This is a genomic window from Fodinisporobacter ferrooxydans, assembly GCF_022818495.1.
Lineage (GTDB): Bacteria > Bacillota > Bacilli > Tumebacillales > MYW30-H2 > Fodinisporobacter > Fodinisporobacter ferrooxydans.
Genome location: NZ_CP089291.1, coordinates 3,616,603 through 3,643,316 on the forward strand (window position 1 = coordinate 3,616,603; position 26,714 = coordinate 3,643,316).

General features: G+C 42.1%; 24 protein-coding genes. 19 read left to right on the forward strand and 5 right to left on the reverse strand.

The genetic code is table 11. The features are described from left to right. Positions 1-26: 26 nt before the first annotated feature. Positions 27-950, reverse strand: coding sequence for an AraC family transcriptional regulator (locus LSG31_RS17370; protein WP_347436309.1), 924 nt, complete (start codon positions 948-950; stop codon positions 27-29). 231 nt (positions 951-1,181) lie between these two features. Here LSG31_RS17370 and LSG31_RS17375 point away from each other — a divergent pair, with 231 nt between their 5' ends. From LSG31_RS17375 to LSG31_RS17395, 5 genes are all read left to right on the forward strand, one after another. After that, complete coding sequence (locus LSG31_RS17375; RefSeq protein WP_347436310.1) at positions 1,182-2,015, forward strand: sugar phosphate isomerase/epimerase family protein; 834 nt, start codon at positions 1,182-1,184, stop codon at positions 2,013-2,015. A gap of 19 nt (positions 2,016-2,034) precedes the next feature. Further along, the gene (locus LSG31_RS17380; RefSeq protein ID WP_347436311.1) at positions 2,035-3,042 is read left to right on the forward strand and encodes a Gfo/Idh/MocA family protein; all 1,008 of its coding nucleotides are present in this window, start codon (positions 2,035-2,037) and stop codon (positions 3,040-3,042) included. Between the two features lie 36 nt (positions 3,043-3,078). Further along, positions 3,079-4,068 carry a Gfo/Idh/MocA family protein gene (locus tag LSG31_RS17385; protein WP_347436312.1) on the forward strand — a complete coding sequence of 330 codons (990 nt, stop codon included), beginning with the start codon at positions 3,079-3,081 and terminating at the stop codon, positions 4,066-4,068. Between the two features lie 78 nt (positions 4,069-4,146). Continuing rightward, positions 4,147-5,517, forward strand: a complete 1,371-nt coding sequence (locus tag LSG31_RS17390) for a sulfatase family protein (protein ID WP_347436313.1) — start codon at positions 4,147-4,149, stop codon at positions 5,515-5,517. Between the two features lie 76 nt (positions 5,518-5,593). Next, complete coding sequence (locus LSG31_RS17395) at positions 5,594-5,968, forward strand: sensory rhodopsin transducer (protein WP_347436314.1); 375 nt, start codon at positions 5,594-5,596, stop codon at positions 5,966-5,968. A 241-nt stretch (positions 5,969-6,209) separates the two neighbouring features. On the opposite strand, the gene LSG31_RS17400 is transcribed toward LSG31_RS17395, so the two are convergent. Further along, positions 6,210-6,839, reverse strand: a complete 630-nt coding sequence (locus LSG31_RS17400; RefSeq protein ID WP_347436315.1) for a hypothetical protein — start codon at positions 6,837-6,839, stop codon at positions 6,210-6,212. A gap of 483 nt (positions 6,840-7,322) precedes the next feature. Between LSG31_RS17400 and LSG31_RS17405 the strand changes: the two genes are divergently transcribed. The 4 genes from LSG31_RS17405 to LSG31_RS17420 all read left to right on the forward strand — a co-directional run bounded on the left by LSG31_RS17405 (position 7,323) and on the right by LSG31_RS17420 (position 12,194). After that, positions 7,323-8,261: a carbohydrate ABC transporter permease gene (locus LSG31_RS17405; protein WP_347436316.1), complete on the forward strand. Its 939-nt coding sequence runs from the start codon at positions 7,323-7,325 to the stop codon at positions 8,259-8,261. 59 nt (positions 8,262-8,320) lie between these two features. Then, complete coding sequence (locus LSG31_RS17410; protein ID WP_347436317.1) at positions 8,321-9,844, forward strand: ABC transporter substrate-binding protein; 1,524 nt, start codon at positions 8,321-8,323, stop codon at positions 9,842-9,844. A gap of 64 nt (positions 9,845-9,908) precedes the next feature. Then, positions 9,909-10,730, forward strand: coding sequence for a carbohydrate ABC transporter permease (locus LSG31_RS17415; RefSeq protein WP_347436318.1), 822 nt, complete (start codon positions 9,909-9,911; stop codon positions 10,728-10,730). Between the two features lie 348 nt (positions 10,731-11,078). After that, the gene (locus tag LSG31_RS17420; protein ID WP_347436319.1) at positions 11,079-12,194 is read left to right on the forward strand and encodes a cysteine desulfurase family protein; all 1,116 of its coding nucleotides are present in this window, start codon (positions 11,079-11,081) and stop codon (positions 12,192-12,194) included. Positions 12,195-12,269: 75 nt separating this feature from the next. Here LSG31_RS17420 and LSG31_RS17425 read toward each other — a convergent pair whose 3' ends face one another. Beyond that, positions 12,270-13,046: a GntR family transcriptional regulator gene (locus LSG31_RS17425; protein ID WP_347436320.1), complete on the reverse strand. Its 777-nt coding sequence runs from the start codon at positions 13,044-13,046 to the stop codon at positions 12,270-12,272. A 282-nt stretch (positions 13,047-13,328) separates the two neighbouring features. Between LSG31_RS17425 and LSG31_RS17430 the strand changes: the two genes are divergently transcribed. From LSG31_RS17430 to LSG31_RS17440, 3 genes are all read left to right on the forward strand, one after another. After that, on the forward strand, positions 13,329-14,186 hold the full coding sequence (locus LSG31_RS17430; RefSeq protein ID WP_347436321.1) for an NAD(P)-dependent oxidoreductase: 858 nt from the start codon (positions 13,329-13,331) through the stop codon (positions 14,184-14,186). A 241-nt stretch (positions 14,187-14,427) separates the two neighbouring features. Next, positions 14,428-15,843, forward strand: coding sequence for an MFS transporter (locus LSG31_RS17435; RefSeq protein WP_347436322.1), 1,416 nt, complete (start codon positions 14,428-14,430; stop codon positions 15,841-15,843). A gap of 91 nt (positions 15,844-15,934) precedes the next feature. After that, positions 15,935-17,365 carry an NAD-dependent succinate-semialdehyde dehydrogenase gene (locus LSG31_RS17440; protein WP_430734287.1) on the forward strand — a complete coding sequence of 477 codons (1,431 nt, stop codon included), beginning with the start codon at positions 15,935-15,937 and terminating at the stop codon, positions 17,363-17,365. A 238-nt stretch (positions 17,366-17,603) separates the two neighbouring features. Here the strand turns inward: LSG31_RS17440 and LSG31_RS17445 are convergent, their stop codons facing one another. Continuing rightward, positions 17,604-17,945, reverse strand: coding sequence for a DMT family transporter (locus LSG31_RS17445; RefSeq protein ID WP_347436324.1), 342 nt, complete (start codon positions 17,943-17,945; stop codon positions 17,604-17,606). A 131-nt stretch (positions 17,946-18,076) separates the two neighbouring features. Between LSG31_RS17445 and LSG31_RS17450 the strand changes: the two genes are divergently transcribed. The 4 genes from LSG31_RS17450 (at position 18,077) to LSG31_RS17470 (ending at position 21,310) form a co-directional block, all read left to right on the forward strand. After that, positions 18,077-18,934, forward strand: coding sequence for a TrmB family transcriptional regulator (locus LSG31_RS17450; RefSeq protein ID WP_347436325.1), 858 nt, complete (start codon positions 18,077-18,079; stop codon positions 18,932-18,934). Next, a complete protein-coding gene (locus LSG31_RS23455) occupies positions 18,931-19,485 on the forward strand; it encodes a carboxymuconolactone decarboxylase family protein (protein ID WP_488349827.1) in 555 nt (184 codons plus the stop codon). The genes LSG31_RS17450 and LSG31_RS23455 overlap by 4 nt, the downstream gene beginning before the upstream one ends. A 261-nt stretch (positions 19,486-19,746) precedes the next feature. Beyond that, positions 19,747-20,421, forward strand: a complete 675-nt coding sequence (locus LSG31_RS17465; RefSeq protein WP_347436328.1) for a class I SAM-dependent methyltransferase — start codon at positions 19,747-19,749, stop codon at positions 20,419-20,421. A gap of 235 nt (positions 20,422-20,656) precedes the next feature. Beyond that, on the forward strand, positions 20,657-21,310 hold the full coding sequence (locus LSG31_RS17470) for an SCO family protein (RefSeq protein ID WP_347436329.1): 654 nt from the start codon (positions 20,657-20,659) through the stop codon (positions 21,308-21,310). 270 nt (positions 21,311-21,580) lie between these two features. Here the strand turns inward: LSG31_RS17470 and LSG31_RS17475 are convergent, their stop codons facing one another. Then, positions 21,581-22,960: an FAD-binding oxidoreductase gene (locus tag LSG31_RS17475; protein ID WP_347439553.1), complete on the reverse strand. Its 1,380-nt coding sequence runs from the start codon at positions 22,958-22,960 to the stop codon at positions 21,581-21,583. 721 nt (positions 22,961-23,681) lie between these two features. Here LSG31_RS17475 and LSG31_RS17480 point away from each other — a divergent pair. From LSG31_RS17480 to LSG31_RS17490, 3 genes are all read left to right on the forward strand, one after another. After that, the gene (locus LSG31_RS17480; RefSeq protein WP_347436330.1) at positions 23,682-24,464 is read left to right on the forward strand and encodes an enoyl-CoA hydratase/isomerase family protein; all 783 of its coding nucleotides are present in this window, start codon (positions 23,682-23,684) and stop codon (positions 24,462-24,464) included. A 71-nt stretch (positions 24,465-24,535) separates the two neighbouring features. Continuing rightward, positions 24,536-25,693, forward strand: a complete 1,158-nt coding sequence (locus LSG31_RS17485; protein ID WP_347436331.1) for an acyl-CoA dehydrogenase family protein — start codon at positions 24,536-24,538, stop codon at positions 25,691-25,693. A 25-nt stretch (positions 25,694-25,718) separates the two neighbouring features. Next, the gene (locus tag LSG31_RS17490; RefSeq protein ID WP_347436332.1) at positions 25,719-26,582 is read left to right on the forward strand and encodes a hydroxymethylglutaryl-CoA lyase; all 864 of its coding nucleotides are present in this window, start codon (positions 25,719-25,721) and stop codon (positions 26,580-26,582) included. Positions 26,583-26,714: the final 132 nt, after the last annotated feature.

Here is a 26,714-nt window from a genome sequence, read left to right on the forward strand (position 1 = left end):
TATACTAGCGATAACGAGAGGTTCACCTATGGATTTTGATTTGAGTGGATCCCCCTAACTTGGGTTGGGGATTTACCTGTGATTTTTTTGAACAGATTTGTAAAGTGTTTGATATCAGCATATCCTACAAATTCAGCAATTTGTGCAATGGTCCAATGTGTAGACTGTAAGAGCTCAATTGATTTTTCTATACGAATAGTTTGAATATATTCAATAATGGTTAATCCGGTCGTTTCCTTAAATAATCTGGATAAATAACTTTTGCTAATAAAAGCAGCGCGGGCCAGATCTTCGATGCGGAGGTCTTTTTGAAAATCACGTTCAATCCTCTTCAAAACTGTCTGGATTTCGGAGCGTGTGTTTTCATCGTATTGTTTCGATTGTGTTTTGTATTTATCATCCATTTTCCGCAAGATGGCAATCAGGAGATGCAATACATGACCGCGCAAAACTGTGAGATATCCCTTTTTTTGCTGCGTATATTCTTCGTACATTTCGGCTAATAGCCTTTCAATTTCTGAACGTTCATGTACTTGCCAATGTACATCCGCGTCATATGAGTTATAACCGGGAACAAATGATTGAAACAGATTATACATAAACAGATCCTGGAAGTCGTGGACAGAGCTCATATCTTCATCAATAAATTCAGGTTTGACAACACAGTTTATTACGAGCAGCGGGGAATGAGGTGTTTCCGGCATGAAAACATGGGGAATGGAGTGGTTAATAATAAACAGGTCACCGCGGGTGACCTTGTATGTCAATTCTCCAATCCTATGATAGCCATGACCTTCTTTAACGTAAGTTAATTCGAAAAAGTCATGCTTATGAAATGGTGTATTACCATTTTCCCAAAAATAATTCATGAAAAAACTCTCACCCTCACGAAAGTAGCGTTGACCTGGGAAAAATATCGGCTTGTTTGTATCCAGGGTCGTGTTTGCCACTCAACTCTCTCCCTTATTTTCTGATTATTCTGCCAATTTTTCTATCGGAAACAGTTAATTTTCATATGTGATAACACTATTCATGTCAAGTAACATCACGAGTTATTGATACAAGATAATCCCCCCTACTTTAGAATAGGATCGCCCCTACTATTCTAATTTTGCTTTTTTATAATAATTGTATGAAAGTTATCAAGCAGCTATAACTTTTTGAAAGAGGGGAATATGTCCATGAAAATGGGAGTCAATACGGTATTATTTGGTGGATATGATTTAAAAACTGCCATTCAGTACATCCGATTTACAGGTTATGAAGGTGTAGAACTTTCTTCTATTGTAGGAATGGCGGAACATGTATCCGATACTGCATCCGATACTGAAATACAAGAAATTCGGAACTTGGTTGGAGATGCAGGTCTTGAACTTTACTCTGTTGAAGCAGCAACGGACATTTTGGTCGAAGCGAATCGTGAACGATCCAAGCGGGTATTCGAGCGTGCTGCCAAACTTGGCATTCCAATTGTAACAATTGGCAGTTCAGGTGTTTCTGAAGATGAGAAAAAAACACAAGAATCGATTCAAGCGATTCACGAGCTTGCACAAGCTGCCGGGGATGTTGGTATCAAGTTTGCTTTAAAGATTCATTATGGGCAAAGCGTTTATAACACGAAAACGGCTTTGCGCCTGATGGAGGAAGTAAAACATCCGGCACTTGGATTGAATTTTGATGCAACGCATATTGGCCGTGTTGGTGATGATCCGGTTGCAGCTTTGGAAGCCTTAAAAGATCACATTATTCATATGCACATTCGGGATACCTTGTTGGAACAATTGCAAATCGCTCCACCGCCTTTGCAAATAGCCGGTCGCGGCACTACACCACTAGCTGATATCGTTCGCAAAACAATTGAAATTGGATATAAAGGTGCTGTCAGCCTGGAAATCATCGGGGCTAAGTCATTTGATCTTCCGCAAGTGGTAGCGATTGCAGCAGAAAGCCGTGGGTATTTAAAACGTTTGTTTGAAGAGGCAGAAGAACAAACACAGTCACAAGTTTCGGTTTGATTCAAGAGAGGACGACAACATGATCAAAGTTGCCGTTGTCGGAGTAAACAAAATTGGACTGAGGCATTGTGAAGCATATAGGCAAAATCAAGATGCAAAAATAGTTGCCGTTTGTGATTTGCTCCCGGAAAGAGCATCTTCTGCTGCCGTACAGTATGGTGCAAAAGCCTATACGGATGTAAGGAAATTGTTGGAAAATGAGGAGATTGACATAGTAAGTATTGCAACAGCTGGTCCGGAAAATGGCGGACACCATTTTGAACCGACCATGCTTGCAATCAAGGCAGGAAAAAATGTATTAGTCGAGAAACCGCTTTCCAATACTATTGAGGAAGCAAGAGAAATGGTTGCAGTGGCAAGACAACACAAAGCAAGGCTTGCTTGTAATTTAAATCATCGCTTTGTACCTGCAGCTTACAAAGGAAAAGAGTTAATTCAAAATGGCGTTCTTGGTCAAATTCTATTTGCCAATATGAAGCTTACGATTAAAAACCCAAGTGAAACCGGCCCATGGATTCACTTGCGAGCTCTGCATCCGCATTCGATTGATGTGATTCGGTATTTTGCCGGGGATATCAAACGAGTTCAAACATTTATGACAAAAGCTCCAGGTCGTTCGATTTGGTCGACTGCATCGATAAATCTGGAGTTTACATCGGGAGCTGTCGGGCATCTTACAGGAAGTTATGATATGTCTAATTTTCATCCGATTGAATACTGTGAAGTAGCCGGTGATAAAGGTCGATTTGTGATTGAAAATATTTATGATAATTTTACGTTTTATCCGCATAACAGCAATGAACAACTTGTGATTCGAAACCCGGTTTTGGGAAACTCCATAAATTTTCTGGATACGTTTAAAAATCGTCTAAACGAATTTGTCAAACAAGTAAAAGAGGGAGTTCCTGCTGACAAGATCACAGGTTCGGGAGAGGACGCCCTTGCCGCACAAGAAGTGATCGAAGCAGCGATTCGTTCCCAAATGACAAATGGTGCTGTGGTAGAAGTTCCAAATACAGTTGAATAAATAATGGAAAATTCGGAATGTGATGGAGGAGTTCTTATGACGTTAAAAGTAGGTGTCGTTGGAGTAGGTAACATTGGGAGTATTCATGCATCTGTCTACAAAGATAACCCCAAAACAGAGCTCGTTGCTGTTTGTGATATTGTGAAAGAAAAGGCGGATGCTGCGGCAGTGAAATTTGGTGCTCGTCCATTTTATAGCGTTAGAGAAATGTTAGAAAGTGGTATTCATTTGGATGCGTGCAGTGTTGCGACAAAGGGTGTGGAAAACGGCGGCGAACATTTTACACCGACGATGGAATTGCTTGAGGCGGGCATTCCTGTTTTGGGTGAGAAACCGATTTCGAATAGAATCGAAGAAGCAATCCAAATGGTAGAATGTGCGTTAGACAAAAAACTGCCGTACGGGATCAATTTAAATCATCGATTTACTCCCGCAGCTATCCGTGCAAAAGATTGGGTAGAAAGCGGTCGACTTGGAATGGTACATATGATCAACATGCGGATGTGGATTAACAACCCTGTGGAAAGCTCATTATGGTTTCATCTTCGTGCCCTGCACCCACACTCCTTTGATGTGATGCGCTACTTCTGTGGAGATGTGAAAAAAGTAGCAGCGTTCATGATGAAGGGGGAAGGTCGAACCATATGGTCCAATACGCAAATTATTCTTCAATTCGAAAATGGTGTGATTGGCAATTTGGTTGGAAGTTATGATGCAGGTTTGAGTTATGGCTTGGAGCGTTGTGAAGTTGTTGGATCGAAAGGGAGATTTGTATTAGACGACGCTTGTGAACAACTTACATTTTATCCACGGCACAGTATTGAGACAGAAACCTATCATTACTTGGGCGGCATGCGTTCATTTAATGAGACGTTTAAAAGTAGAATTACCGATTTTATTGATCAGCTAGCTGCCGGTATGAGCCATGACGAAATAGATGGATCAGCAGAAGATGCATTAAAAGCTCAATTGATTATCGAAGCAGCGATCCGGTCATGGGAAACGAATCAAATTGTTGAGTTATAGAAACTATACGCACTTGAAACGAATCTGCCATATATGAGAACCAAGTTGCTAAATTCCAACCGAAAAGGATGATTACGATTGATAAAGAAACCAAACCTCTTAGTTCTCGGCATTGATAGTTTATGGTCAGAACATATGAGCTTATATGGATACGGCCGTTTGACAACACCGCATATTGATAAATTCGCTCTCGGTGGTGCTGTATTTGAAAATCATTTTAGTCCCAGTATTCCGACAACTCCTGGATACGCCTCTATGTTAACGGGAATGGACTGTTTTGGTACTGATATTGTTGCACTTCGTCATAAAGGTGTTTTAGGGAATCATGTTACCACTTTGGCAGAAATTTTAGATAAAAATGGATATTTAACCACATGTATTGGATTTACGGGAAATCCGTCTGCCAGGGGATTTCAAACCTACCTGGATTATGAAGCATGGGGAGAATACAAAGCAGAAAAATTAAACGATGTAGTGATACCGGAACTAAAAAGACTGGCAGAGGCTGATCAACCATTCTTTCTTTTTATTCGTCACATGGACCCACATTCCCCTTACTTGCCGCCGCAACAATATCAACGGATGTTCTATGGCAACAATGAATTTGATCCTGACAATGAGTCATTAAAACAAGTCTATGAATTCAAGCCATTTGCCGATTATTTTAAATCATGGTTCCCGGACGGATGCACGGATAAAGAATACATCAACGCTCAATATGACGGTGCCGTTACATATATGGATGCATGTATTCAGAATATATTTACGATGATTGCTTCATTAGGAATTGCAGAGGAAACTCTGGTTATTGTAACATCGGACCACGGTGAAACGCTGGATGAGCATGATTGTTATTATGACCATCATGGCCTTTACGAGTGTACGTTAAAAGTCCCGCTTATTTTCCGTTTTCCAGGTAAAGTTCCTGCGGGGAAACGGTATTCAACATATTCTCAAATACAAGATATCATGCCTACAATTATCGAATTGTTAGAAATTGATACGGATATCGAATTTAACGGACGCAGTTTGAAACCGTTGTTTCGAAGGGAAGAGCGGATTCCAGATACAGAATTTTATCTGACAGAATGCACTTGGATGCGGAAACATGGTTGGCGTACACCAGAATGGAAACTTATTATTGCACTCGAACCGGATTTTCATTTTAAACCTAGAGTAGAATTGTATAATTTGCTAAAGGATCCAAAGGAATTAAATAATATGGCGGAACAAGAACCGGAAATTGTTGCAATGCTGGAAGGGCGTATGCATGCACACATCGAGAAACGGGAAAGAGAAACCGGGCGTATGAACCCGATCTATACCAATCTTGATTGGCATGGACATAGTACCGGACCTTTCCAATCTTCCCAACAGGCGTATGATACATTGTATCTCGGCTCAAGAAAAGTAGCGCAATCGCTTCAGAATAGAGAAGTAAAAAAATAGAAAAATAGCCTTGCAGATTGTGATGAAGATTTTGTTTAACGACAAGACGAATTTAAATAAAATTGGAGGAATCGAGATGGAACAACCCAAAAAAGGCGAGTTGTTATGGATGATTCCGGATGCTTATATTCCACCTCAAAGCTCAGGGAGTATGGAAAGCCACGAATCCGTATGTGTACTCAATTGCTATGCGGAGGATGCGTATCTTAAATTTAATATATATTTTGAAGACCGCACACCGATCGAAAATATCCAAGTAGTTGTCAAAGGCAAAAGAACACTGCATATCCGGACAAGTACACTCGAGAAAAATGGTGTCTATATCCCAAAAGGTACCTCTTATGCAATCGAGGTAGAAAGTAATATTCCGGTCATTGTACAATATAGCCGACTTGATACAACTCAATCCGAAAATGCATTGATGACAACGATTGCTTATCCTATTAAATGACGGTTCGTAGTTCATTCAATCCTATCGATGACCTAACAGGATTTCCTCTATACAAAATTAAGAGTTTCAGCTATTTGCCCAATCATTTATGGTACTGCCCTTTTGAGAGGTACCATAAATGATTAGGAATCTTTCGAATTGCTTCATAGTTTTTGGGATTTAAATGATGAAAATGGATCAGCAGTCTATTAACCTGCACATCCAGACACAACTGGCAGCAATTCTTTGCACTTCTGGCATTTTACTGGAATAATTCCGGAGGAAATGAGTAAACAGGCGGTGCCACAACAGGTGTCCCTACCTCAAGTGTAATTTCTTCATGTGATTTTAAAACAATATTTCGTGGATCTCCGGAAAATGGTACTGTGTTTACATATACATGAACAGGACCTTGGAAACCGGCGATATTATCAGAATTGAGTGGCTTTCCCCAAATATCAAAGAAATTTCCGAGAGTAAACTTGGTCTCAACAGGTGATTCGATATGAATAATGCCTGAAGAGTCATGCGTATGGAGCCAATAAAGGGAATTCCCATGTCGGATAAAGTTATTTTCAACGACCCATGGTTTCATGATTCCAATTCCTTTTGGGATCATGATTTGTTTTCCATTCACAAAAAGGCTTACATGAGCATGAACATGATAATTTGTTTCTTCCATTTGGGAAGGCGGTATCTCATCAATAACTTGTCCTTGTCCTCCGTGTTCGGTGTCTCCTTCCGGAAAATGAACTTCCCCAATAGCTTGGCCCTGGACTAAGGGAAAGAAGTCAGCTACTGTTTGTGATTGTGTTGATGAGCTTGATGATGCACAACCGGATAATAATAAGGATGCAGCGAGAATGCAGATATTGGTGTATAGTTTTGCCATGCAAGGAGACCCCCGAATATTTCCTTTTTTTGGTTGGTTAAGCTATTTCAAAACAGTTAGGGTTTAAGTATGAATATATTAAAAAATGACTGCTAGTCAAATAATACTATATAATTGACATTTAACCTTTTTGGAAGTCTTAAAATGATAGTATCCCCCCCCAATCTGTATAGTATCCCCCCTACTTAATCTTTGATATCTATCCTATAATTAATTAAGAAATATTTCAAAATAAATCTTCAGATTAAGGGGTGATTGTTATAACTAACCCAATCAATCTTTTAGAGGATGTTCAAAAAGTAGTCAAAACTCCACAGCGGATTGCTTTGCCGAATCCCAAAAAGGCTTACTCATGTACCAAACACGTACACTCCGTCGCCTTTTCGTGCTTCGGCTTCGCACTCCTTGTGTCTTACTTAACCACTTTTTGAACACGCGCTTTTAGTTTATCAGAAAGCGATTACATAATTGGGGGAGGATTTTTTGGAACAAGATATGATGTCAGAGCAAAATCCCGTCGTTTATGTTCGTACCGAGTTTAAAAGACGTATAAGTGCTCATAGGTTGACGAAGTACTTGCGTTTATTGCTAATTTTACCCAGTTTGGCGTTGGTTGTATTATTCAGTTACTATCCAGCAATTGAGAGTATAATGGGTTCTTTTACGGCATGGAACGGATTCACACCTCCTTCGTTTGTAGGGTTTCAGAATTTTAGTGATTATTTCAAAGATCCCATATTCTTTACGGAAATTAAAAATATTTCCATTTTAGTTATTGGGGGTGTGTTTACAACAGTTGTATTCCCTTTCATAGGTGCTGAATTAGTACTCTCATTACCTGAGGGGAGATTTCAAAACGCCGTTAAGTATCTTTTCGTCATTCCAATGGTAATACCTCAAGTAGTATTGATTGATATCTGGGCGAACTTGCTGAATCCAAATACCGGTTTAGTGGATGCTTTCTTAGGATTGATTCATTTGCCGATTGTTCAGTGGTTCAGCAGTTCCCATACCGCATTGATATCAATCCTATTAATTGGCTTTCCATGGATTTCACACCTTAGTTTTCTGATTTTTTTAGCCGGACTACAAGGAATCGGACAAGATATAAAAGATGCATCAAAACTTGATGGTTGTACCGGTGTCCGTAGAGTATTACGGATTGATTTGCCGCTCATTCTGGCTCAGATTCAGTTTGTAGTTGTGGTTGCTGGGGTAGGTATTGTCCAAAATTTTATACCTATTTTACTGCTAACCCAAGGAGGACCTGGCAATGCGACCATGGTGCCAGGTCTTGATATGTATAACCAGGCGTTTCAGAATAACCAATTAGGTTATGGAATGGCAATTGGAACATTTCTGTTTGTCGGGATGCTGATTGTATCAATGATTGTACTGCGATTTTTAAAACCACGCACATAAACCCAAGTATCTCCCGTTATCATTTAATTTTAACCAATATAATCAGTAGGGGGTAAATTATGAATAAACAAGGAAAATGGGGAAGTGTCGGCACTGTTGTAATCATAATGTCCGGCCTTTTGGTTGGGTGCGGCAGTCAAATTGCCAGTTCAAGTGCTGCAAATGGCAGTTCCGGTAACGGTAAGATCGTAATTACAATGCAATTACAATCAAACACCGGTGACGCTTCATCCAAACAAAATAAATCTTTAGTAGATCTGACGAAAAAGTATGAACAGCAGCATCCGAATGTACAGGTTCAATTCTTGCCGAATCCTTATCATGATATTTCCCAAGCAAACGCTGCATTACTGACAAAAGCGGCGGCTCGCTCAGCACCCGATATCGTTTTTGAACAATATGGACCAGCGAATTCCGGGGCGATACCTGATGGCATTTTATTAAATTTAAACACATATTTGAATCAACCTGATCCATATATTCCGGGGAACAAAAAATGGATCGATGCATGGAAGTCTCAGTATATTCCGTATATGACGAAAAAACCTGGTGAAATGTACATTCTGTTAGCATCTGCTATCGCTACTGAAATCGTTTACAATAAAGAGGATTTTGCCAAGGCTGGCATTACGTCAACTCCGAAGACGTTTGCCGAGTGGTTGGATGATATGAAAAAACTGCAAGCGGTTGGTATAACTCCTTTTATGTTTAACGCAGCTGGTCAATGCAATCCATCCTGGTTTGAAAGAAAAATTTCATCATCCTTGTTAGCTCCGGATCTCTCTCAATTCAATGTGAATCATAGCCAGGTTGTAACTGGATTAGGTGTGGCAGTTGGCATTAAAAAGGGCATCATTTCGATGAAAAACCCGACGTATAAGGCTGGTTGGCAGTTATTAGATCAAATGAAACCTTATTTGGCGCCAGGTGCATCACAATATGATGCGTGTGCACCGGTAAACTCTGTGAGTCCGCCGTTGTCGCCTGTTACTCCTTTTATTCAAAACAAATTTGCAATGACTTGGCTCCATACGGGGTATTTGCCGCAGTTGAATACACTTGGTTTTGCAGGAAAATATGGATTCTTCTCATTCCCGACTATAACGAAAGAGTCAACGCCTTATGCTTCCGGTACCAATGTTACCGGTGTCGTAGGCGGACCGAACGGCAGTGGCGAATGGTCCGTTACCACACAGGCAGCAAATGCCACAATGACGCCTGAAAAGACAAAACAGGTAATTGATTATCTGCAGTATCTGTACTCCCCACAAAATATCGGACCTTTAGTAAAAGACATGGGGAATGGCGCGTATATTCCGATCCTGACAGGGGCCGATGGCGGTGGTATGCCTGGAGCATCCGATCTATTGCCAGTAGGCGCACCGCCGAAAACTGTTGACGGTGTCATTGATGAAGGTTTAACAAATGCAGCGCATGACGAAGGTGAACGTGTTTTACAAAACTACATTAATGGCACATTAAGTTTTGATCAGTTTGCCAATCAATGGGATGCAATATTACAGAAAGCAGCAGACACTTGGGCACAAACAAACCATGTAGATTTAAGCAAATATACAAAATAAAAAATAACCGGGCGGAGAATTTCTCCGCCCATCTTTTAAACGAAGAAAGGAGCTGACTGAATCCTTGAAACGATTTTCATTTGGCAATATCTTTTCAATATTGTTGTTAGTGTTGTTTACTTATATTCCCTTTTTTACAGTGTTGGAGAACTCTATAAAAAGCGACACCCAAATCGCAGCAAATCCACTTGGAATTCTGTGGACATTTCATTCAGGGAACTACATGAGTGCTTGGAATGGCATGGTGCGCTATCTCGGCAATACTGTCATAGTTGCCATCATATCGGTCATGATCGCGATCCCCGTTGCAGCAGCAGCTGGATATGTATTTGCAACGATGAGATTTCGAGGTAAAACTTTACTCTTTTACTGTTTTTTGGGTTTGTTGATGATACCTTGGACTTTAACTCTGATTCCGCTATTTTTGGAAGTCAAAACCTTTCATTTATATGGTACATGGTGGGCGCTGATATTACCTTATGCCGCCGGCAGCCAGCCGTTGCTTGTGTATCTGTTTCGAGTATTTTTCGAGGGTATTCCGGAAGAGTTATTTGAAAGTGCCCGTCTCGATGGATGTTCCGAGTTTGGGATTTTGCTGAGAATTGTGACGCCCCTTTCTGTTCCCATTTTACTGACGGGGACCGTCTTGATGTTTATTAACATTTGGGGTGATTATTTGTGGCCGACGGTAGCCATTTCTGATTATCATCTCTTTACGGTTTCCGCCGGATTACAAACATACCTTGGAAGCTTTGGCCAGAGCGGGCATGGTGCAGGTGCCGCATATGCAGCGTATTTGTTGGCGATGGGACCGATTATTCTATTATTACTCGGGTCAATGAAATACTTTGTTAACGGAGTTACTGCCGGCGCAGTTAAAGGTTGAGCTAGAGTATTCAATGAATCGCCATCATGAGTGATAGCTCGAGTTGTTTCCAACCTCGCTGAAGTCACGGATGCGCAAGAAAGACATGATGTGCTTGGCGTGGAAAATGCAGTTCGAGCAGCGTTTGAATTTGACGTAACACCTCTGTTGCGCTCTTTCGGCACCAACTGAAAACTTAAGTTAAGTTAATGTGTAAACTACTGCGTTTTCTTAGTTTTTACTAAAAATCAGCAACAAAAACAGATGAAAGAGAATGACAATGATTTTATAATGATCGAGTAGGGGATATATTTGAAATCGATAAGCGATCAACAGTAACAGTAACAGCGACAAGGAGGAAACATAGGAGTGCAAAGAATCTATCTTGACTACAATGCCAGTACACCCATTGCCCCGGAAGTTGCAGAAGCAATGAAACCTTTTTTAACAGATTATTATGGCAATCCGTCAACTAGTCACTGGGCCGGAAAACCCGCAAGACAGGCGTTTGAAAAGGCGCGGCAGCAAGTTGCCAATTTGTTAGGCTGTGAACCTGATGAAATCATTTTTACAAGCGGTGGCAGTGAATCAAATAACCATGCCTTAAAAGGGGTATTCTTTGCCCTCAAAGAAAAAGGCAGCCATATCATAACGACACAGATCGAACACCCGGCTATCATCAATCCGTGTAAATTTTTAGAAAAACTAGGAGCGAAAGTTACATATGTCGGTGTGGATCGTTATGGTCAGGTGTCGCCGACAGATATTGAGCAGGCGATTACACATGAAACGATTTTGATATCGGTGATGCATGCGAACAATGAGGTGGGGACGATTCAACCGATCGCCGACATTGCCAAAATCGCCAAGAAATACGGCGTTCTGCTCCATACCGATGCAGCCCAATCGGTCGGAAAAATCCCGACAAGAGTTGACGAGTTGGGTGTGGATTTATTGTCGGTGGCCGGGCACAAAGTATATGCGCCAAAAGGTATCGGTGCATTGTATATAAAAAGAGGAACACAGCTTGAACCGTTTGTGCACGGAGCCGGCCATGAGGGAGGAAGACGAGCCGGAACCGAAAATATTCTGCTTGCCGTCGGCCTCGGCAAGGCTTGTGAACTGGCAGCGGAACATCTGAACGATGCCAAAATCAAAGATTTGCGGGACTATTTTTGGGATGAATTAAAGAAGCACTTCAAAGAGGATATTGTCTTGAACGGTCATCCGGAGGAATGCATCCCCAATACAGTAAGCGTCAGCTTTATTGGAAAGGTCGGTCAGGACATACTGGAGAACATTCCTGAACTTGCTGCTTCTACAGGTTCTGCGTGTCATTCCGGGATGGTTCAGCTGTCTTCCGTGTTACGAGCGATGGAAGTTGAGGAACATGTCGGCAAAGGAACGATTCGTTTCAGCTTGGGAAGATATACGACCAAAGAAGAGATCGATCAAGTCGTACGGCGGTTAAAAGAAAGTGTTTGAAGAAGGTGCTGAGAAAGCGTAAAATCATCCCCCTTTGCCAGGGGGATGCAAGTTTCCTTTTCAGCATTTCGGTGATCAAGTGCGGATTTGTCTGTGTAATTGAATCACATACTGGAAATAGTCGGGCCGGTATTTAGCCTTTAAAAACTCGATCGGTTTCCCATCCTGAGATTTTGTCAATCGCTCAATATATAACAGAGCATCTCTTTCGAAAATATTTAACATGAGTGCTTCTTCTTTGCTGGCGTTTACTGCTGTAATAAGTTGTTTCGCCTCATGTAAGCCGATCTTTAAATCTTGTTCGATAAAACGATACGTAATCATATTGTCCAAGTCGCCTTGCATCTCAAGCACCGAACCTATTTCAGGTATGAAAAAGGATTCTTCAATTGCAATTGGTTGGGTGTTTGCAAACCTTAGCCTCTTAAACCGCCATGCTTTCGTTGTTTGTAATTGTTCGCAAATTGCCTTCGGCAATTTCTGTGTCATGCCTTTGTCTAATACTTTACCATTTGGGCTAAATCCGGCAGCTGAAATAGTTTCAGAAAATCCCATAAGTTTCCCAACCCAATTTTCTACCCGATTCGTGTTAAGATATGTTCCGCTTCCTCTTTTTCTCCATAAAAGACCTTCATTTACCAAGGCTTCCATTGCTGTGCGAACGGTTATTCGACTGACTTTAAAACGATTCGATAATTCTGTCTCAGTAGGCACTTTTCCATCTTGTCCCACTAATTTCCCGGCAAGTATGTTGCTTCGAATAATTTCTTTAAGCTGGTAATGCAAAGGAATGGGACTATTATGGTCCAAATTATTTTCGATCTCATCGTAAGCCGAATTCATTTTATCCATGTGAGACTCCTATGCTTTTTGATTTTGTGCAGAATGTCTTAGAAAATGAAATTTACGAAATGCATTAAAATTCTGTATATTCTAGATTCACTTACGCATAATGAAATAGGCTGCAGCATAACTTTATTTTAAACTATATCCAAATGTTATAACAATAATACTTAATGCTCGAGAATTGGATTGAAAAAATGGCTTAAGGCAGTATCTTCGAAATGTAATCAAATACTGTTGATCGAGTTTAAAATTGTGATTAATTATTAAGCCGGAAAAGAGGGGATTTCTATGAGGATCGGATGTATTGGAGTGGGAAAGATGGGAGGAGGATTGGCTCGTAATCTCATTCGCTCAGGTTACGATGTAGTGGTTTATGATATTGATAGAGAAGCGGTTAAAAGGGTTTTGAAGGTTGGAGGGAGTGCTGTACATTCACCATCGGAAATGGCTGCTATGGTTGACGTACTATTCACAAGTTTGCCTTTGCCGAAACATCTGACAGATTTATTAATCGATGAATCTGGTATCTTAGATCAAATGCAACCCGGTTCTACTGTAATAGACGTGAGCACGATCGATCCACGGACTGCGCGCTTGATTTCCGATGCCGCATCCCAAAGGGGATTGCAATTTCTCGCCTGTCCTTTGGGGAAAGGGCCCGTGCAAGCAGAGGAAGGCACGCAACCAATCTATGCCGGCGGCAAGCGAGAGGTTTTTGATCAGTTCGAGTCCCATCTTAATAAAATCAGCACATCTGTACATTATATTGGCGATGTAGAGCAAGCGACTGCATTTAAGATCATAAGTAATCTTATTGGAATGACCAATGTCATCGTTTTATGTGAAAGTCTTCGTTTGGGAGAAAAATTTGGCATTGAACAGCAATTCCTGCAAAAACTTCTTGCCACTACTGGTGCAGATTCCTATCAGTTGACATTGCGTGGACCAAAAATCTTAAACCAAGAGTATACCCCCGGATTCTCGGTGAATCTTACCCTGAAAGATATTCGTTTGGGAGTCAGTATGGCGAATGATTTAAACCAACCCACACCGTTTGGCTCATTGGCGATGGAATTTTTCCAACGGGCACAGAACAGCGGATTGGGCGAAGAGGATTGTGCTGCAGTCTATAAGCTCTTCGAATAAACGATCAGGGAGATGATCAAAAAGTTGAAAAGTTTGCGGTTCGAGGCAAAAGTAGTTTAGTTGTCATTGGATAAAAGGTCATGGCTTCTTTCCCTGAAGCCATCATGTAAGAACAATATTGACATAATAGAAAGCGCTTTCTAAGCAAGGGCGAAGAATGGCAAAATTCGTAGGTGAAATGCTGTTTGGGCTGTAATGAAACAAAACATCGCGTGTTGCCAATCGGGGAGGTGGTATTTTTATGGAGAAAAAAAGATTAATCATTCATTCCAAAGAAGATGTTATTGATTTCGTGAATTTGAACCCCGTTCAAAAAAGGGGCATGTTGCTTATATTTGTTGCACTTGGCGGAATTTTTATCGATGCCTATGACTTTGTCAGCCTTGGAATCGGAAGTGCGCAAATTACCCAACAATTTCACTTGTCATCTTTTGCACTTGGTTTTGTAACTTCGATTATGGCGTTAGGCGCTTTCATCGGTGCGTTGATCGGGGGAGCAATCACCGACAAGTTTGGGAGAAACATCGTTTTTCTCCTTGATTTGGTATTGCTCGTAATCGCCGCATTTGGAGCCGGATTATCTCCGAACTATACTTGGTTGTTGATATTCCGGCTCTTGATGGGGGTAGGGGTTGGGATTGATATGCCGGTAGCATTAAGTTTTATTTCAGAGTTTAGTAACATCCGGACAAAAAGCAGGAACGTAAACTTTTGGCAGGGATTTTGGTATATAGCAACGGTTTCGTCCGGAGTGATCGGTTTCATTCTTTATGTTTTTGGTGTAAATGAAACGATGTGGAGATGGTCGGTGGCGTTTGGTGGAATCGTTGCCTTGGTGGTTTTGATTCTGCGATATTTCTATATGAACGAAAGTCCGATGTGGGCAGCCAACAATTTGCCTTTGACTGATGTTGCAAAAATACTGGAAAATACCTACGGAGTATCTGTCGTATTAGATGAAACGGATGTAAAAAACCAAGGAAAAAATAACGCCAAAATTCCATTCTCCATATTATTTTCCAAAAAGTATCGACCGCGAACACTACTATCCATGATCATATCAGCCACGCAATCGATGCAATATTATGCCATAGGATTTTATATTCCCGTAATTTCTACGTTTATTTTTGGGAAAGGCATGCTAAATAGCGTCACAGGAACCATTATATTCAACGTATTTGGCATATTAGGCGGTTTTACCGGAGCGTATCTTAGCACAAAATATGGAACGAGGAAATTGGCGATATATGGGTATTTAGTTGTTGCCGCCAGTTTGTTGTTTGCCGGTTTTACAAACGGCCATGTTCCTATACTATTGTCTGCATTGCCAATTGCAACTTTTATATTTGGTCATTCCACCGGGCCAGGAGCACAAGGGAAGACGATGGCGGCACTTTCCTATCCAACCGCTCTTCGCGCCATAGGTACCGGAGGGGCTGAAGCCGCAAGTCGAGTGGGAAGTATCATCGGATTTTTCTTCTTCCCGATCCTTCTTTCTGATGTAGGACTCTCAAACACATTGCTGATTTTAACTTTTTGTCCTGTAATTGGATTACTTTCAGGAGTATTGATTAAGTGGGAACCAAACGGTAAAGATCTGGAAAAAGAGACGTATGAGATTGCTGAGTATAATTCAGAGGCAGTAACCAGTGTTTGATATACATTTGACCAAATAATCGATTCGAATAATTCTAGCCATAGCATAAAATAAATAAATTTTCCATAAGGAGATGTTGAATTTGAGTCATGTGAAAGAATTTCCCCTCTATATAAATGGAATGGAGGTATGGGCAGGGAATGGATGGCTTCCCGTTATAAATCCTGCCACTCAGGAGCAGATCGGTCGAGTTCCTGTTATGTCGAGGCAACAGGTTCGTGAATCGATTCAGTGTGCAATGGACGCATTTCAGGGATGGTCAAAGCTTCCTGCCAAAGATAGGGCAAAATTATTGCGTGACGCAGCTGTTGTCATCTATGAGGAAATAGATCGTCTGAGTCGGATTCTCACTGCAGAACAAGGAAAGCCTCTGTCGGAGGCGCGTGGAGAGTTAACCATGGCAGCAGAATACTTGGAATGGTTTAGCGAAGAGTCCAGACGAATTTACGGCGAGTTAATCCCTGCATCTGCAGTAAACAAGCGACTTCAGGTTATTCGGCAGCCTGTAGGAGTTGTTGGAGCGATTACACCTTGGAATTTTCCGGCTTCCATGGTGACTCGCAAAATTGCCCCGGCCCTCGCCGCTGGTTGTACGGTCGTGCTTAAACCAGCCTCTGCAACACCTTTAACAGCAATTGCCTTGTTTGAAATTTTTCAAAGAATCGGTTTTCCGCCAGGGGTGACAAATCTTGTTGTTGGATCTGCAAAGGATATTGCTGACGAATTTCTGAGCAATCCGATCGTTAGGAAGGTGTCATTTACTGGTTCTACAGAAGTCGGTCGAACACTTATTCGGGGAGGAGCGGAACAGATTAAGAAATTGTCTTTGGAGCTTGGAGGCCATGCGCCGTTTCTCGTATTTGACGACTGTGATTTAAACGATGCCGTCCAAGGGGTGATTGCTTCAAAGTATCGAAACGCAGGGCAGACTTGTATCTGCGCCAATCGTCTGTACGTACAATCAAATGTACTTGAAGAATTTCAATATAAACTTGCTGCTGCCGTATCGCACTTGAAAGTCGGAAACGGACTTGATGACGGTGTGGATATCGGACCGATGATCAATACGGAGGCGCGCGATCACGTTATCAACCAAGTAAGAGATGCGGTTCAGAGAGGCGGAAAGGTACTGACCGGCGGGAAAATAGCGGATGTAGGATTGCCGGGTGCATTTTATAGTCCGACCTTACTGGCAAATGTATCGGATGATGCGATGTTGACTCGTGAGGAGACATTTGGGCCGCTCATTGGGATCCGAAGTTTCGAGTCGGAAGAAGAAGCGATACGTTTAGCGAATGATACACCGTATGGATTGGCTGCCTATGTATATACCCGTGACTTGGGCCGTGTCACACGTGTATCGGAAGCGTTGGAATACGGCATTGTCGGGGTAAATGACCCTGTACCAACAGTCGTTCAAGCGCCTTTTGGCGGAATCAAGGAGAGTGGTTGGGGGCGCGAAGGAGGCTGGCAGGGGATTGATGCTTATTTAGAGACGAAATTTATTTCTATACGGTATTGACAAATGTTTTGACTGTGTTTTGAAATCAAGTGATCAAAGTACATTTGAGAAACATTTGGCATGAAATCCAAAGCATAAAATTGAACCATAGCTTTTGAGGATTAGGATCAAAAATGCAAAGGCGACTGAATTTGAAATACATTTCTCGAAAATTGAGTAGTCCCAAGTATAATACATATTTGTGTCAATCGCCGTTGACACAAATATGTATACTTTGTCGCGCAAAAAACTTGTGTCTTTAATTTTTAAAGGAAAGTCCTACAACGCCAACAATGATAAGCCCCGTAAAAAATAATTTACTGACCGTGACCGGCTCTTTAAAATACCACATGCCTACAATGGCGGTAAACGCAATGCCAAGTCCCGACCAAACGGCATATCCAATGGATACGTCGATTTTTTTTAAAGCGAAATTCCACGTAATCATGGAACCGAAATAAAAAATAAACATCAAAACAGAAGGAAGGGTTCTTTCGAATCCATGGGACAATTTGGTACAAAACGTTCCTAAAAATTCAAGTATGATTGCAAAAAACAACAAAACCCAACTCATTACGCATATTTCCTCTCCGTGTTTCACTCCATGTTTTATTTTAATATTGAATTTTTTAAAATCTAAGATGCTGCAATTAATCGTTTTACTACCTCATTTTCGTCTAAAAAAGTTGTGATCGCAACTGGGATTTGCGCTGAATCGACAGTGGTTGCAGTATGCCAATGATACAACCGAATACGAACCATATGTTGACATTTGTCTATTCAACTACTACTATGGTAGTAGTGACGGAGGTGGTAATTGTGCCCATAGAATTGGCCGAAGAACTACGTAACATCGGATTTACCGAATACGAGGCCAAAATCTATATTGCATTGGTCAAGCGAAGCCCATTAACCGGTTCAGAGGTGGCGCGGCTGTCAGGGGTTCCAAGTGCGAAGGTGTATGCGACCTTGGAAAAACTGACCCAACGGAATCTTGTCAGCACGATTTTTGGGGACTCGGTGCGCTATGTGGCAATAAACCCTGATGAACTGATAGAGCGTTATAAATTTTCCATGGTTTCGACTCTTGAAAAGGTTCGGGACGGACTCATGTCATTACAAGATGGAGGTGACTCCGACCGATTCCTGTGGAACATTCAAGAATACGAGGTGTTTATGCAGAAGGCAAAAACACTGATTCAGGAGTCTCAAGAGGACATTCGGGCCATTCTTTGGTCTCATGAGTATCAAACATTTGCAGATGATCTGTCCAAGGCCGCAAAACGTGGAGTACACATCCACGTCATTACCGATACAAAGGAAATGATTTCGGGTATTCATACATATCATCACGTTTCCCTGTTCGCACAAGGCAGCGTTCCTCGACCTATGATCGTAGTACGGGATGAAAAAGAGGTTCTGATTGGTCTCAACGAGCAGGAGTGTCAGGCGATCTGGTCTACGAATCCAGTTCTAAAAGAAATTGCACTTACACATATGAGGCACGAGATTGCCATTCATCAACTCTCCGGAAGTATTGGAGAGAACTCAATACGTCAACATATTTTGGAAGCGGAGGGAGCAGAATGACTCGTATTTCAGGCGTTTCTCAAGAAACCGCACAAGGATTCATTCGGGAAGTATTCGATGCGCAATTGGAACGGTATGGAAAAGTTCTCGAAAATCATAAGCTTTATGCCAGAAGGCCATCGATCTTCAAAGCGGTACGTGGGATGTGGGCGGGGCTTGAAGAATCCGGTCTTATCCCGGAACAGCTCGTTGCGCTCGTGAATATTCGAGTAGCCAACCTAAACGGTTGCCCTTTCTGAATGGACATTAACGCTGCCGTTGGCAGTTCGATTGGAATTCCATCAGAAAAAATTCTCGCTTTGCCACAATACAAAACGAGTCCGTTGTTCGGCGAACGTGAAAAGCTGGTTTTGGAGTATGCGGATGCTATCACGTTTTCCGATCAGAATGTAGATGATCGTTTATTTCAGCGATTACGTGAGGAGTTCTCTGAAAATGAGATCGTTGAACTTACGGCCTTGATCGCTTGGGAGAACTTTTCCAGTAAATTTAATCGGGCATTGCGAATTCCATCTCAAGGATTTTTTCATGCAGAATGTGACACTGACTAGGGAGAGGATCGAACATGAGCAAGATTTCCAAAACGCCTGAGCCACTCTATTACGCCTTTAAAATTTAAAATAAACGATTAAACTGGGAGTGGGTATCGATTGAAAACGATTAAAAAGATGTATGATCGTTTAAATTGGGCAAACCAACGCATTCTGGAATCCTTGAAAAATATTGAAAATGAAATCGAACATGCGAAACGCTTATGATGATCAAATAGTACGGTGGTTAAAAGTAAAAGCTTAAAGAAAAGGGTGGATACAATGGCTTTGTTTGATGAAAAAGCGAACACCTATGATGATTTCTGTCTCACTCCAATCGGTACATTTGTCGATCGGATAGAACGTGATATGATGGCTGCCATAGCACGTCCGGTACGAGGGGAAAAGGCGATCGATCTTGGCTGCGGAACAGGAACCTACGCCTATTGGTTACGTGATATGGGACTTTCTGTGGTAGGTGTCGATCTTTCACAGGACATGCTTGAGGTAGCACGCGGCAAGCGGAAGAATGAGGTTACTTTTCAGAAAGCCGACCTCGCTCATTTACCTTTTGGCGACAATACGTTTGATTTGGCAATTTGTAACGTTGTTCTTGAATTTATAGACGAACCGGCAACTGTTTTGCGTGAAGGATTTCGTGTTTTAAAACCCGGTGGTCGCTTGATTGTCGGTTGTATCAATAAATATGGGGCATGGGGAAAGAAGTATACGAGGCGTGGGCAAGAAGATCCCATGAGTATATACAGCCACGCTCAATTTTTATCTTATGAGGACATTCTAAAAATCGGCCCAAACAAGCCGACTGACGTTCGATTTGGTCTCTTTGTAGAACCTGAGGAGTTTCGGGATTTTGAAATTGCCATCCAGTTGGAGCAGACACACCGTCAAAGACAAGATAATATAGGTGGTTATTTTGTAATTCGATTTGAAAAATGATGCGCCCCAAAGTGCTGCTAATCCGAACAACATTAGAATATCTTTTGGTTTCATGAAAATACCTTCATTGTGTATTCAAAACTGACACGAATCGGTTTTAACACGTTTGTATGCGGAATTGCGATTACGGTCGGATTTCCTAATGCTGCTCATTTTTCTACTGTGTTTCAAAAACAATCAGCTCTCCGGATTTTTTTTTGAAAGTTATTAAACTAAAGGAAGGTTGGTTAGAACATTGCAGACAAAAAATCGTATTGTAAGAGTAGCTTCAGCGATTGTAGTCGCTACTTTGCTTGTTGGAGGCTGGTCGTGGTACCATACACGGCAAATCGCTGTACAGACGGAGCAAAAATATCAGCAACTCATGGCATTGACTAGATTAAACAATCCTATTGTTCAAGCACCTGATTTCAAATTGACTGATCAAAACGGAAAAACTATTACCTTATCATCGCTTCGTGGGAAAATCGTGGTACTCGAATTCATGGACCCAGAGTGTACGGATATCTGCCCAATTGTATCACAAGAAATCATCAAGACGAATCAGCTCTTAGGGAATAAGTCATCTCAGGTTGAGTTTCTTGCAGTAAACGTGAATCAGTACCATGAGTCGCAAAAGGACATAATGGGATTCTCCAAGGAACAAGGACTTAATAAGCTATCAAACTGGCACTTTTTAACTGGAACGACCTCTGAATTACAATCCATCTGGAAGGCATATGGAATAGAAGTGATTTCGAATCCCTCCGGGGATGTACAACACAGTGCGTTTATGTATTTCATCGACAAGGGTGGAACTGAGGTCTATTTAGCAAATCCGGACAACTCAAAGATCACAATTCCCGAATGGAGCCAAGGAATCAGTTATGTCACGAATAAATTGATGTGATCGACTTGATCTATAATTTCTGATTAAATCTTTATAACGGTTAGCCTGATATCAGAAAAATGCAGTAAAAATTGTCAACCATTTGGATTGGTCTTGTATAACGGAAGGTTCATGTTTCCACCATTTATCATCCTGAATTCCTGTAAAAGATGCCATGGAAGGTCATTTATACTGACTTGTGAAGCGCATAGCCCCTTAGGGCATAAACGAAAAGGGATGCCGTGTGAAGGGCATCTCTAAGCATTGGTCCCTATGGTAGACTTTTTCCTTCTATCGATGAGCGGGCGGTATGCTCTGAGGATAATGAAAGATGTTCTCCGGATCATATTTACTCTTTACCCGTGTCAACCGAGCAAAGTTGCCTCCGTAGTACGCCTGCGGCCAGTTCTTGATTGAAAGGTCTGGTGTATTGACGTAAACACCTTGGGTAAAGGGGAGCATTGCCCTGCGAAAGTTCTCTATCCAGCGAATACCTTGGGCAGCTCCTTCCGGTGTATTCCAGGTCGCAAAGAGTGACATGTTCGATAGCGCCTTGCGGTAGAAGTAGGCCGTAGCCCGATTGGGTACCTTGGCCACCGCCCCACCCAGGCCGTGGAAAAAGACGGATACCGAGGCGGTGGGTGGCTTGTTGATGAACCGGCGAATTGTGTCGATGCCCTTGTCCGGCAGCAGGCGATTAACGAAGGGGCCTACACTCTTGAAGGGTAGGGGGGAATCCGGTTGGGTTGCCGCTATCCGTTTTATCGCCGCAGTCCAGGGGATCTCTTCGACGAACACCTGCCGTGGTGAGCCGGCTCGAAGCAGTGGTTGCAGTAACTGGCGCAACTTTGCAGCCGTACCGAGGAAGACCCCTTGCATCAGCAGTGGGAAAGACTCTGTAGACTGTTGTTTTGAGGAACTTGATTGCAATCCGTTAAAAATCGAGAGGAGGGGAGTGAGCCTCTCGTCGGCGCCAGGGAGGGTATACTGCTGCCAGGTCCGCAGCACCGGCTCCAGATCACGCAAGTCCCAGCCGATATTGGCATAGGCGACAGTATCAATGGGATGCGTGCGGAAGCGGAAGGTGGTGCAGATGCCGAAATTGCCGCCGCCGCCCCCACGTGAGGCCCAGAACAGATCCGAATTGCGATCGGCATTGGCGTGGAGCACTCGGCCGTTGGCATCGACCATTTCCAACTCAAGCAGGCTGTCGATAATCAGACCTAACGGACGGGATAGGGCACTCTGACCGCCGCCCAGAGTAAACCCGGCGATGCCCGTGGTAGGGCAGAGACCGCCCGGCACCACCAACCCATCGGAACCAAGCGTCTCTTCCAGGTCGAAGTCCCGCACGCCGGTCTGCACCGTGGCGGTGCCACGCCTGCGGTTGATCTCCACCTGATTCATATCACTAACGTCGATCACGATCCCCCCGTTGACGACCGACAGACCCTCGTAGTTGTGGCGGCCTGAGCGCATACGGATCGGCACGTTATGATGACGCGCCCAGCGCACAGCGTTGACGACATCTCTCGTCTCTTGGGCGAAAACGATCACCCGCGGGAACCTGTTAAAAAACAGGTTGAACTCCCGGCGAGCCGTCTTGTATTGCGGGTTTCCTGGTACGACGATGCGTCCGGTCAGCTCAGGTTCTTTACCACGTCTTAACAAACCTAAGGTGCTTCTCTTTTCAAATCCCGTCCCCTTCTTTTTGGCACTCTTAATCTTTAAGTGTCGAACAAAAATCTTCGGTTTTTGAAAATTTTCAAGGGAATCTTTTACTTTGCGTATTGCCCGTTTCCCTTCGCGCACACTTCTCACATCCGTATCGTTAAAGATTTTATTATTGCTCAAGATTCATAAGACAATAAAAGATTTTCTCAATTTCAGCAAGAATTCTTAAACCTTTGATGTTGCGAAGCTTTGCATATCGTAGTTCTTAACTGGCTGCATTTAGCTTCTAAAAAACACATTTTTACGAGCAACTATACAGGGTCTCTGTAATACATAGAATGTAAGTCTGAAGAAATTTGAGTGGGTAAACGGAGGGGTAATTCGTGTAATTTTGGCACATGGAGGAGAGATGTAGCTGTCCGAGATGGCTAAACAGGCAAATGTCCAAATCGCCTTTGCTCAGAAGCTTCAGTAGTAAGTTACTGTGATTTTGGGTTAGTTGAAAGCTGATCTTCGGGAATTGGCCAAGGAAAATGCCAATTATGACACTCCGTCATAAAAAATATATAGTTTATTCATAACTTACAATGCATTGATATCATACATTTAATAAATTATACATTATGATTCGTCGATGGTAGTATAAAATGTAGAGATACGCATCGTTTGACATACCTGAATGTTGTGATCATTATTTTCGTTTAAGGGGTGTAGCAAGATGTCATTTGTTCAGTTGAGCAGAGTTGGAACAAACAGAACTATTGCTGAATTAATTTTAGATCGGCCTGAAGCCCGAAATGCATTTAATACCGAAATGGCGAGACAACTATTAGAGATATGTAGAGAGATAGCAAATACAGATATACGAGCAGTAATTCTTACTTCTTCCAATCATAAAGCATTTTGTGCAGGGGCCGATCTTAAAGAGCGAAATGGTATGACAGAGGAAGCATGGCGTGAACAACATCGATTATTTGAGGAAATGTTTTATGCTATTGCTGATCTTCCGCAACCCGTGATAGCGGCAGTGGATGGTTATGCACTCGCAGGTGGTTTCGAATTGATATTAAATTGTGACATGATAGTGGCCGCAAATACTGCGACATTTGGTTTGCCAGAAGTTACACGCGGTATTATGCCGGGTGGTGGTGGAACTAGGTTATTAGCAAAACGGGTTGGGGTTCATAGAGCAAAAGAGTGGCTTTGTACAGGACGACATGTAAGCGCTGCAGAGGCTGATCGTGCTGGACTCCTGAATCGATTGACAGATTCCGAAAACCTTAAATTAGCCGCACTTGAACTGGCTGAAATGATTTCACAAAACGCACCGATTGCCGTTCAAAATTGCAAAGCAGCAGTTGAATCGTTATTTGGAACGAAGGATGCTGAAGCACGCGTTGAAGAACTGGTTTATTACAATCGTTGTATAGAAACGGAAGATCGTTTGGAAGGTGTTAAGGCTTTTGTTGAAAAACGGGCTCCAGAATTTAAAGGAAGATAAATATATGAAATTGAATCCCAAAATCTAGTCATTATGTTTACTGAAACAAATATATTTGGAGGTAGTTTACTATGAAAAACAATACGTTACATGATGAACTGAGACAAGGTGTACGGGCCATTTGCAAGAACTTCCCAGATAGCTATTGGCGTGAATTGGATGCACAACATGCATACCCAGAACAGTTTGTAAATGCTTTAACAAACTCTGGCTATTTAACTGCACTTATACCGGAGGAATATAGCGGCGCGGGTTTAGGCATAACGGAAGCTTCAATCATCCTGGAAGAGATTAATCGTTCGGGCGGAAATGCGGGGGCATGCCATGCACAGATGTACACAATGGGGACTTTACTAAGGCATGGTTCTGACAAACAAAAGCAGGAGTATCTGCCGAATATCTCTGATGGCTCTTTGCGTTTACAAGCTTTTGGGGTAACGGAACCAAATACGGGAACAGATACAACACAATTAAAGACGACTGCTGTACGGAAAGGTGATAAATACGTTGTTAATGGACAAAAAGTATTTATTTCAAGAGCTGAACATTCGGATCTCATGATACTTCTCGTACGGACTACACCACTTGACCAGGTGAAAAAGCGTACGGAAGGCCTCTCGGTATTACTCGTTGATTTACGCGATGCAGTTGGTAATGGTTTAACAATACGCCCCATCCGAACCATGATGAATCATGCAACAACAGAATTGTTTTTCGAAGATTTAGAGGTGCCAGTCGAAAACTTAATTGGGGAAGAAGGAAAAGGTTTTCGCTATATCTTGGACGGCATGAATGCAGAAAGAATTTTAATTGCCTCTGAATGTATTGGAGATGGCAAATGGTTTGTCGAACGGGCAACCAATTATGCAAATCAACGTGTCGTTTTTCAGAGACCGATTGGTCAAAACCAAGGAGTGCAATTTCCGATTGCAAGAGCTTATGTAAATGTAGAAGCAGCGGATCTCATGCGTTTTCGTGCAGCCGAACTTTTTGATGCTGGTCAAAAATGTGGCACTGAAGCAAATATGGCCAAATTGTTGGCTGCTGATGCATCCTGGGAAGCAGCAAATGCGGCGTTGCAAACACATGGTGGTTTCGGGTTTGCCGAGGAATACGATATTGAGCGTAAGTTTCGGGAAACTCGGCTTTATCAAGTAGCTCCTATTTCAACGAATCTCATTTTATCATTTGTTTCTGAACACGTACTAGGATTGCCACGTTCCTATTAATTAAATTGTGTGAGGTGGAAGTTTTATGTTTTTTCCTAAAAAAGTCGAGATCATCGAGGTTGGACCTAGGGATGGCCTGCAAAATGAAAAAATCCCTGTCTCAACAGAACAAAAAAAAGAGCTGATACGCCAACTGGTGGAAGTAGGGTTTAAAAGAATTGAAACAACGTCCTTTGTCCACCCTAAATGGGTTCCACAGATGGCAGATGCTTATGAGATTGCAACATATTGTAATGAAATAGGGTTGAAATATATAGCATTAACTCCTAATTTGCGTGGATTGGAACGGGCCATAGATGTGGGTGTACCGCAAATCGCGGTCTTTATAGGTGCCAGTACTACATTTAATAAGAAAAATATTAATAAATCAACAGAAGAATCTTTACTTGAATGTATCCCATTGTTTGAAAAAGCGAAAGCACACAATATATTCATTCGGGCATATATATCAATGGCATTTACGTGCCCTTTTCAGGGCAATGTATCATTTGAAGAAGTGAACCAGGTATGTAAGCGGTTTGTTGAATTGGGTGCGGATGAAATTGACATAGGCGACACGAATGGATTTGCCAATCCCAAACTCGTATATGAGCGTTTTTCAAGATTACGAGAATTATATCCGAAATCTACCTTTGTGGGCCATTTCCATGATACTAGAAAAATGGCATTAGCAAATACACTTGCGGCATTGCAAGCTGGAATTGATAAATTTGATTCAGCGATCGGTGGTTTGGGTGGATGTCCGTATTCGCCGGGAGCAACTGGTAATCTGGCAACAGAAGATTTGGTACTGATGCTGTCAGAAATGGGTATTGAAACTGGAATTCAGTATGAACAAACCAAACAAGTCAGCCCATACGCTAAATCTCTTTCTTCCAGGGATAGATAACTATCCTTGCTATTATAAAGTGTGCCAGGAGTCTGTCCGACGAAGTGAATCCAACGAATAATTAATCATTTTGTATTTGCTTACGCACCGAAACGCTACGTATATACAACGAAAATGAATAATCATTCATTA

Bases quoted from the DNA above. Each gene is read 5' to 3' on its own strand.
- LSG31_RS17375 (WP_347436310.1), top strand. From the start codon at position 1,182: ATGAAAATGGGAGTCAATACGGTATTATTTGGTGGATATGATTTAAAA.
- LSG31_RS17380 (WP_347436311.1), top strand. From the start codon at position 2,035: ATGATCAAAGTTGCCGTTGTCGGAGTAAACAAAATTGGACTGAGGCAT.
- LSG31_RS17385 (WP_347436312.1), top strand. From the start codon at position 3,079: ATGACGTTAAAAGTAGGTGTCGTTGGAGTAGGTAACATTGGGAGTATT.
- LSG31_RS17395 (WP_347436314.1), top strand. From the start codon at position 5,594: ATGGAACAACCCAAAAAAGGCGAGTTGTTATGGATGATTCCGGATGCT.
- LSG31_RS17400 (WP_347436315.1), bottom strand. From the start codon at position 6,839: ATGGCAAAACTATACACCAATATCTGCATTCTCGCTGCATCCTTATTA.
- LSG31_RS17410 (WP_347436317.1), top strand. From the start codon at position 8,321: ATGAATAAACAAGGAAAATGGGGAAGTGTCGGCACTGTTGTAATCATA.
- LSG31_RS17425 (WP_347436320.1), bottom strand. From the start codon at position 13,046: ATGGATAAAATGAATTCGGCTTACGATGAGATCGAAAATAATTTGGAC.
- LSG31_RS17430 (WP_347436321.1), top strand. From the start codon at position 13,329: ATGAGGATCGGATGTATTGGAGTGGGAAAGATGGGAGGAGGATTGGCT.
- LSG31_RS17435 (WP_347436322.1), top strand. From the start codon at position 14,428: ATGGAGAAAAAAAGATTAATCATTCATTCCAAAGAAGATGTTATTGAT.
- LSG31_RS17450 (WP_347436325.1), top strand. From the start codon at position 18,077: ATGCCAATGATACAACCGAATACGAACCATATGTTGACATTTGTCTAT.
- LSG31_RS17465 (WP_347436328.1), top strand. From the start codon at position 19,747: ATGGCTTTGTTTGATGAAAAAGCGAACACCTATGATGATTTCTGTCTC.
- LSG31_RS17480 (WP_347436330.1), top strand. From the start codon at position 23,682: ATGTCATTTGTTCAGTTGAGCAGAGTTGGAACAAACAGAACTATTGCT.
- LSG31_RS17485 (WP_347436331.1), top strand. From the start codon at position 24,536: ATGAAAAACAATACGTTACATGATGAACTGAGACAAGGTGTACGGGCC.
- LSG31_RS17490 (WP_347436332.1), top strand. From the start codon at position 25,719: ATGTTTTTTCCTAAAAAAGTCGAGATCATCGAGGTTGGACCTAGGGAT.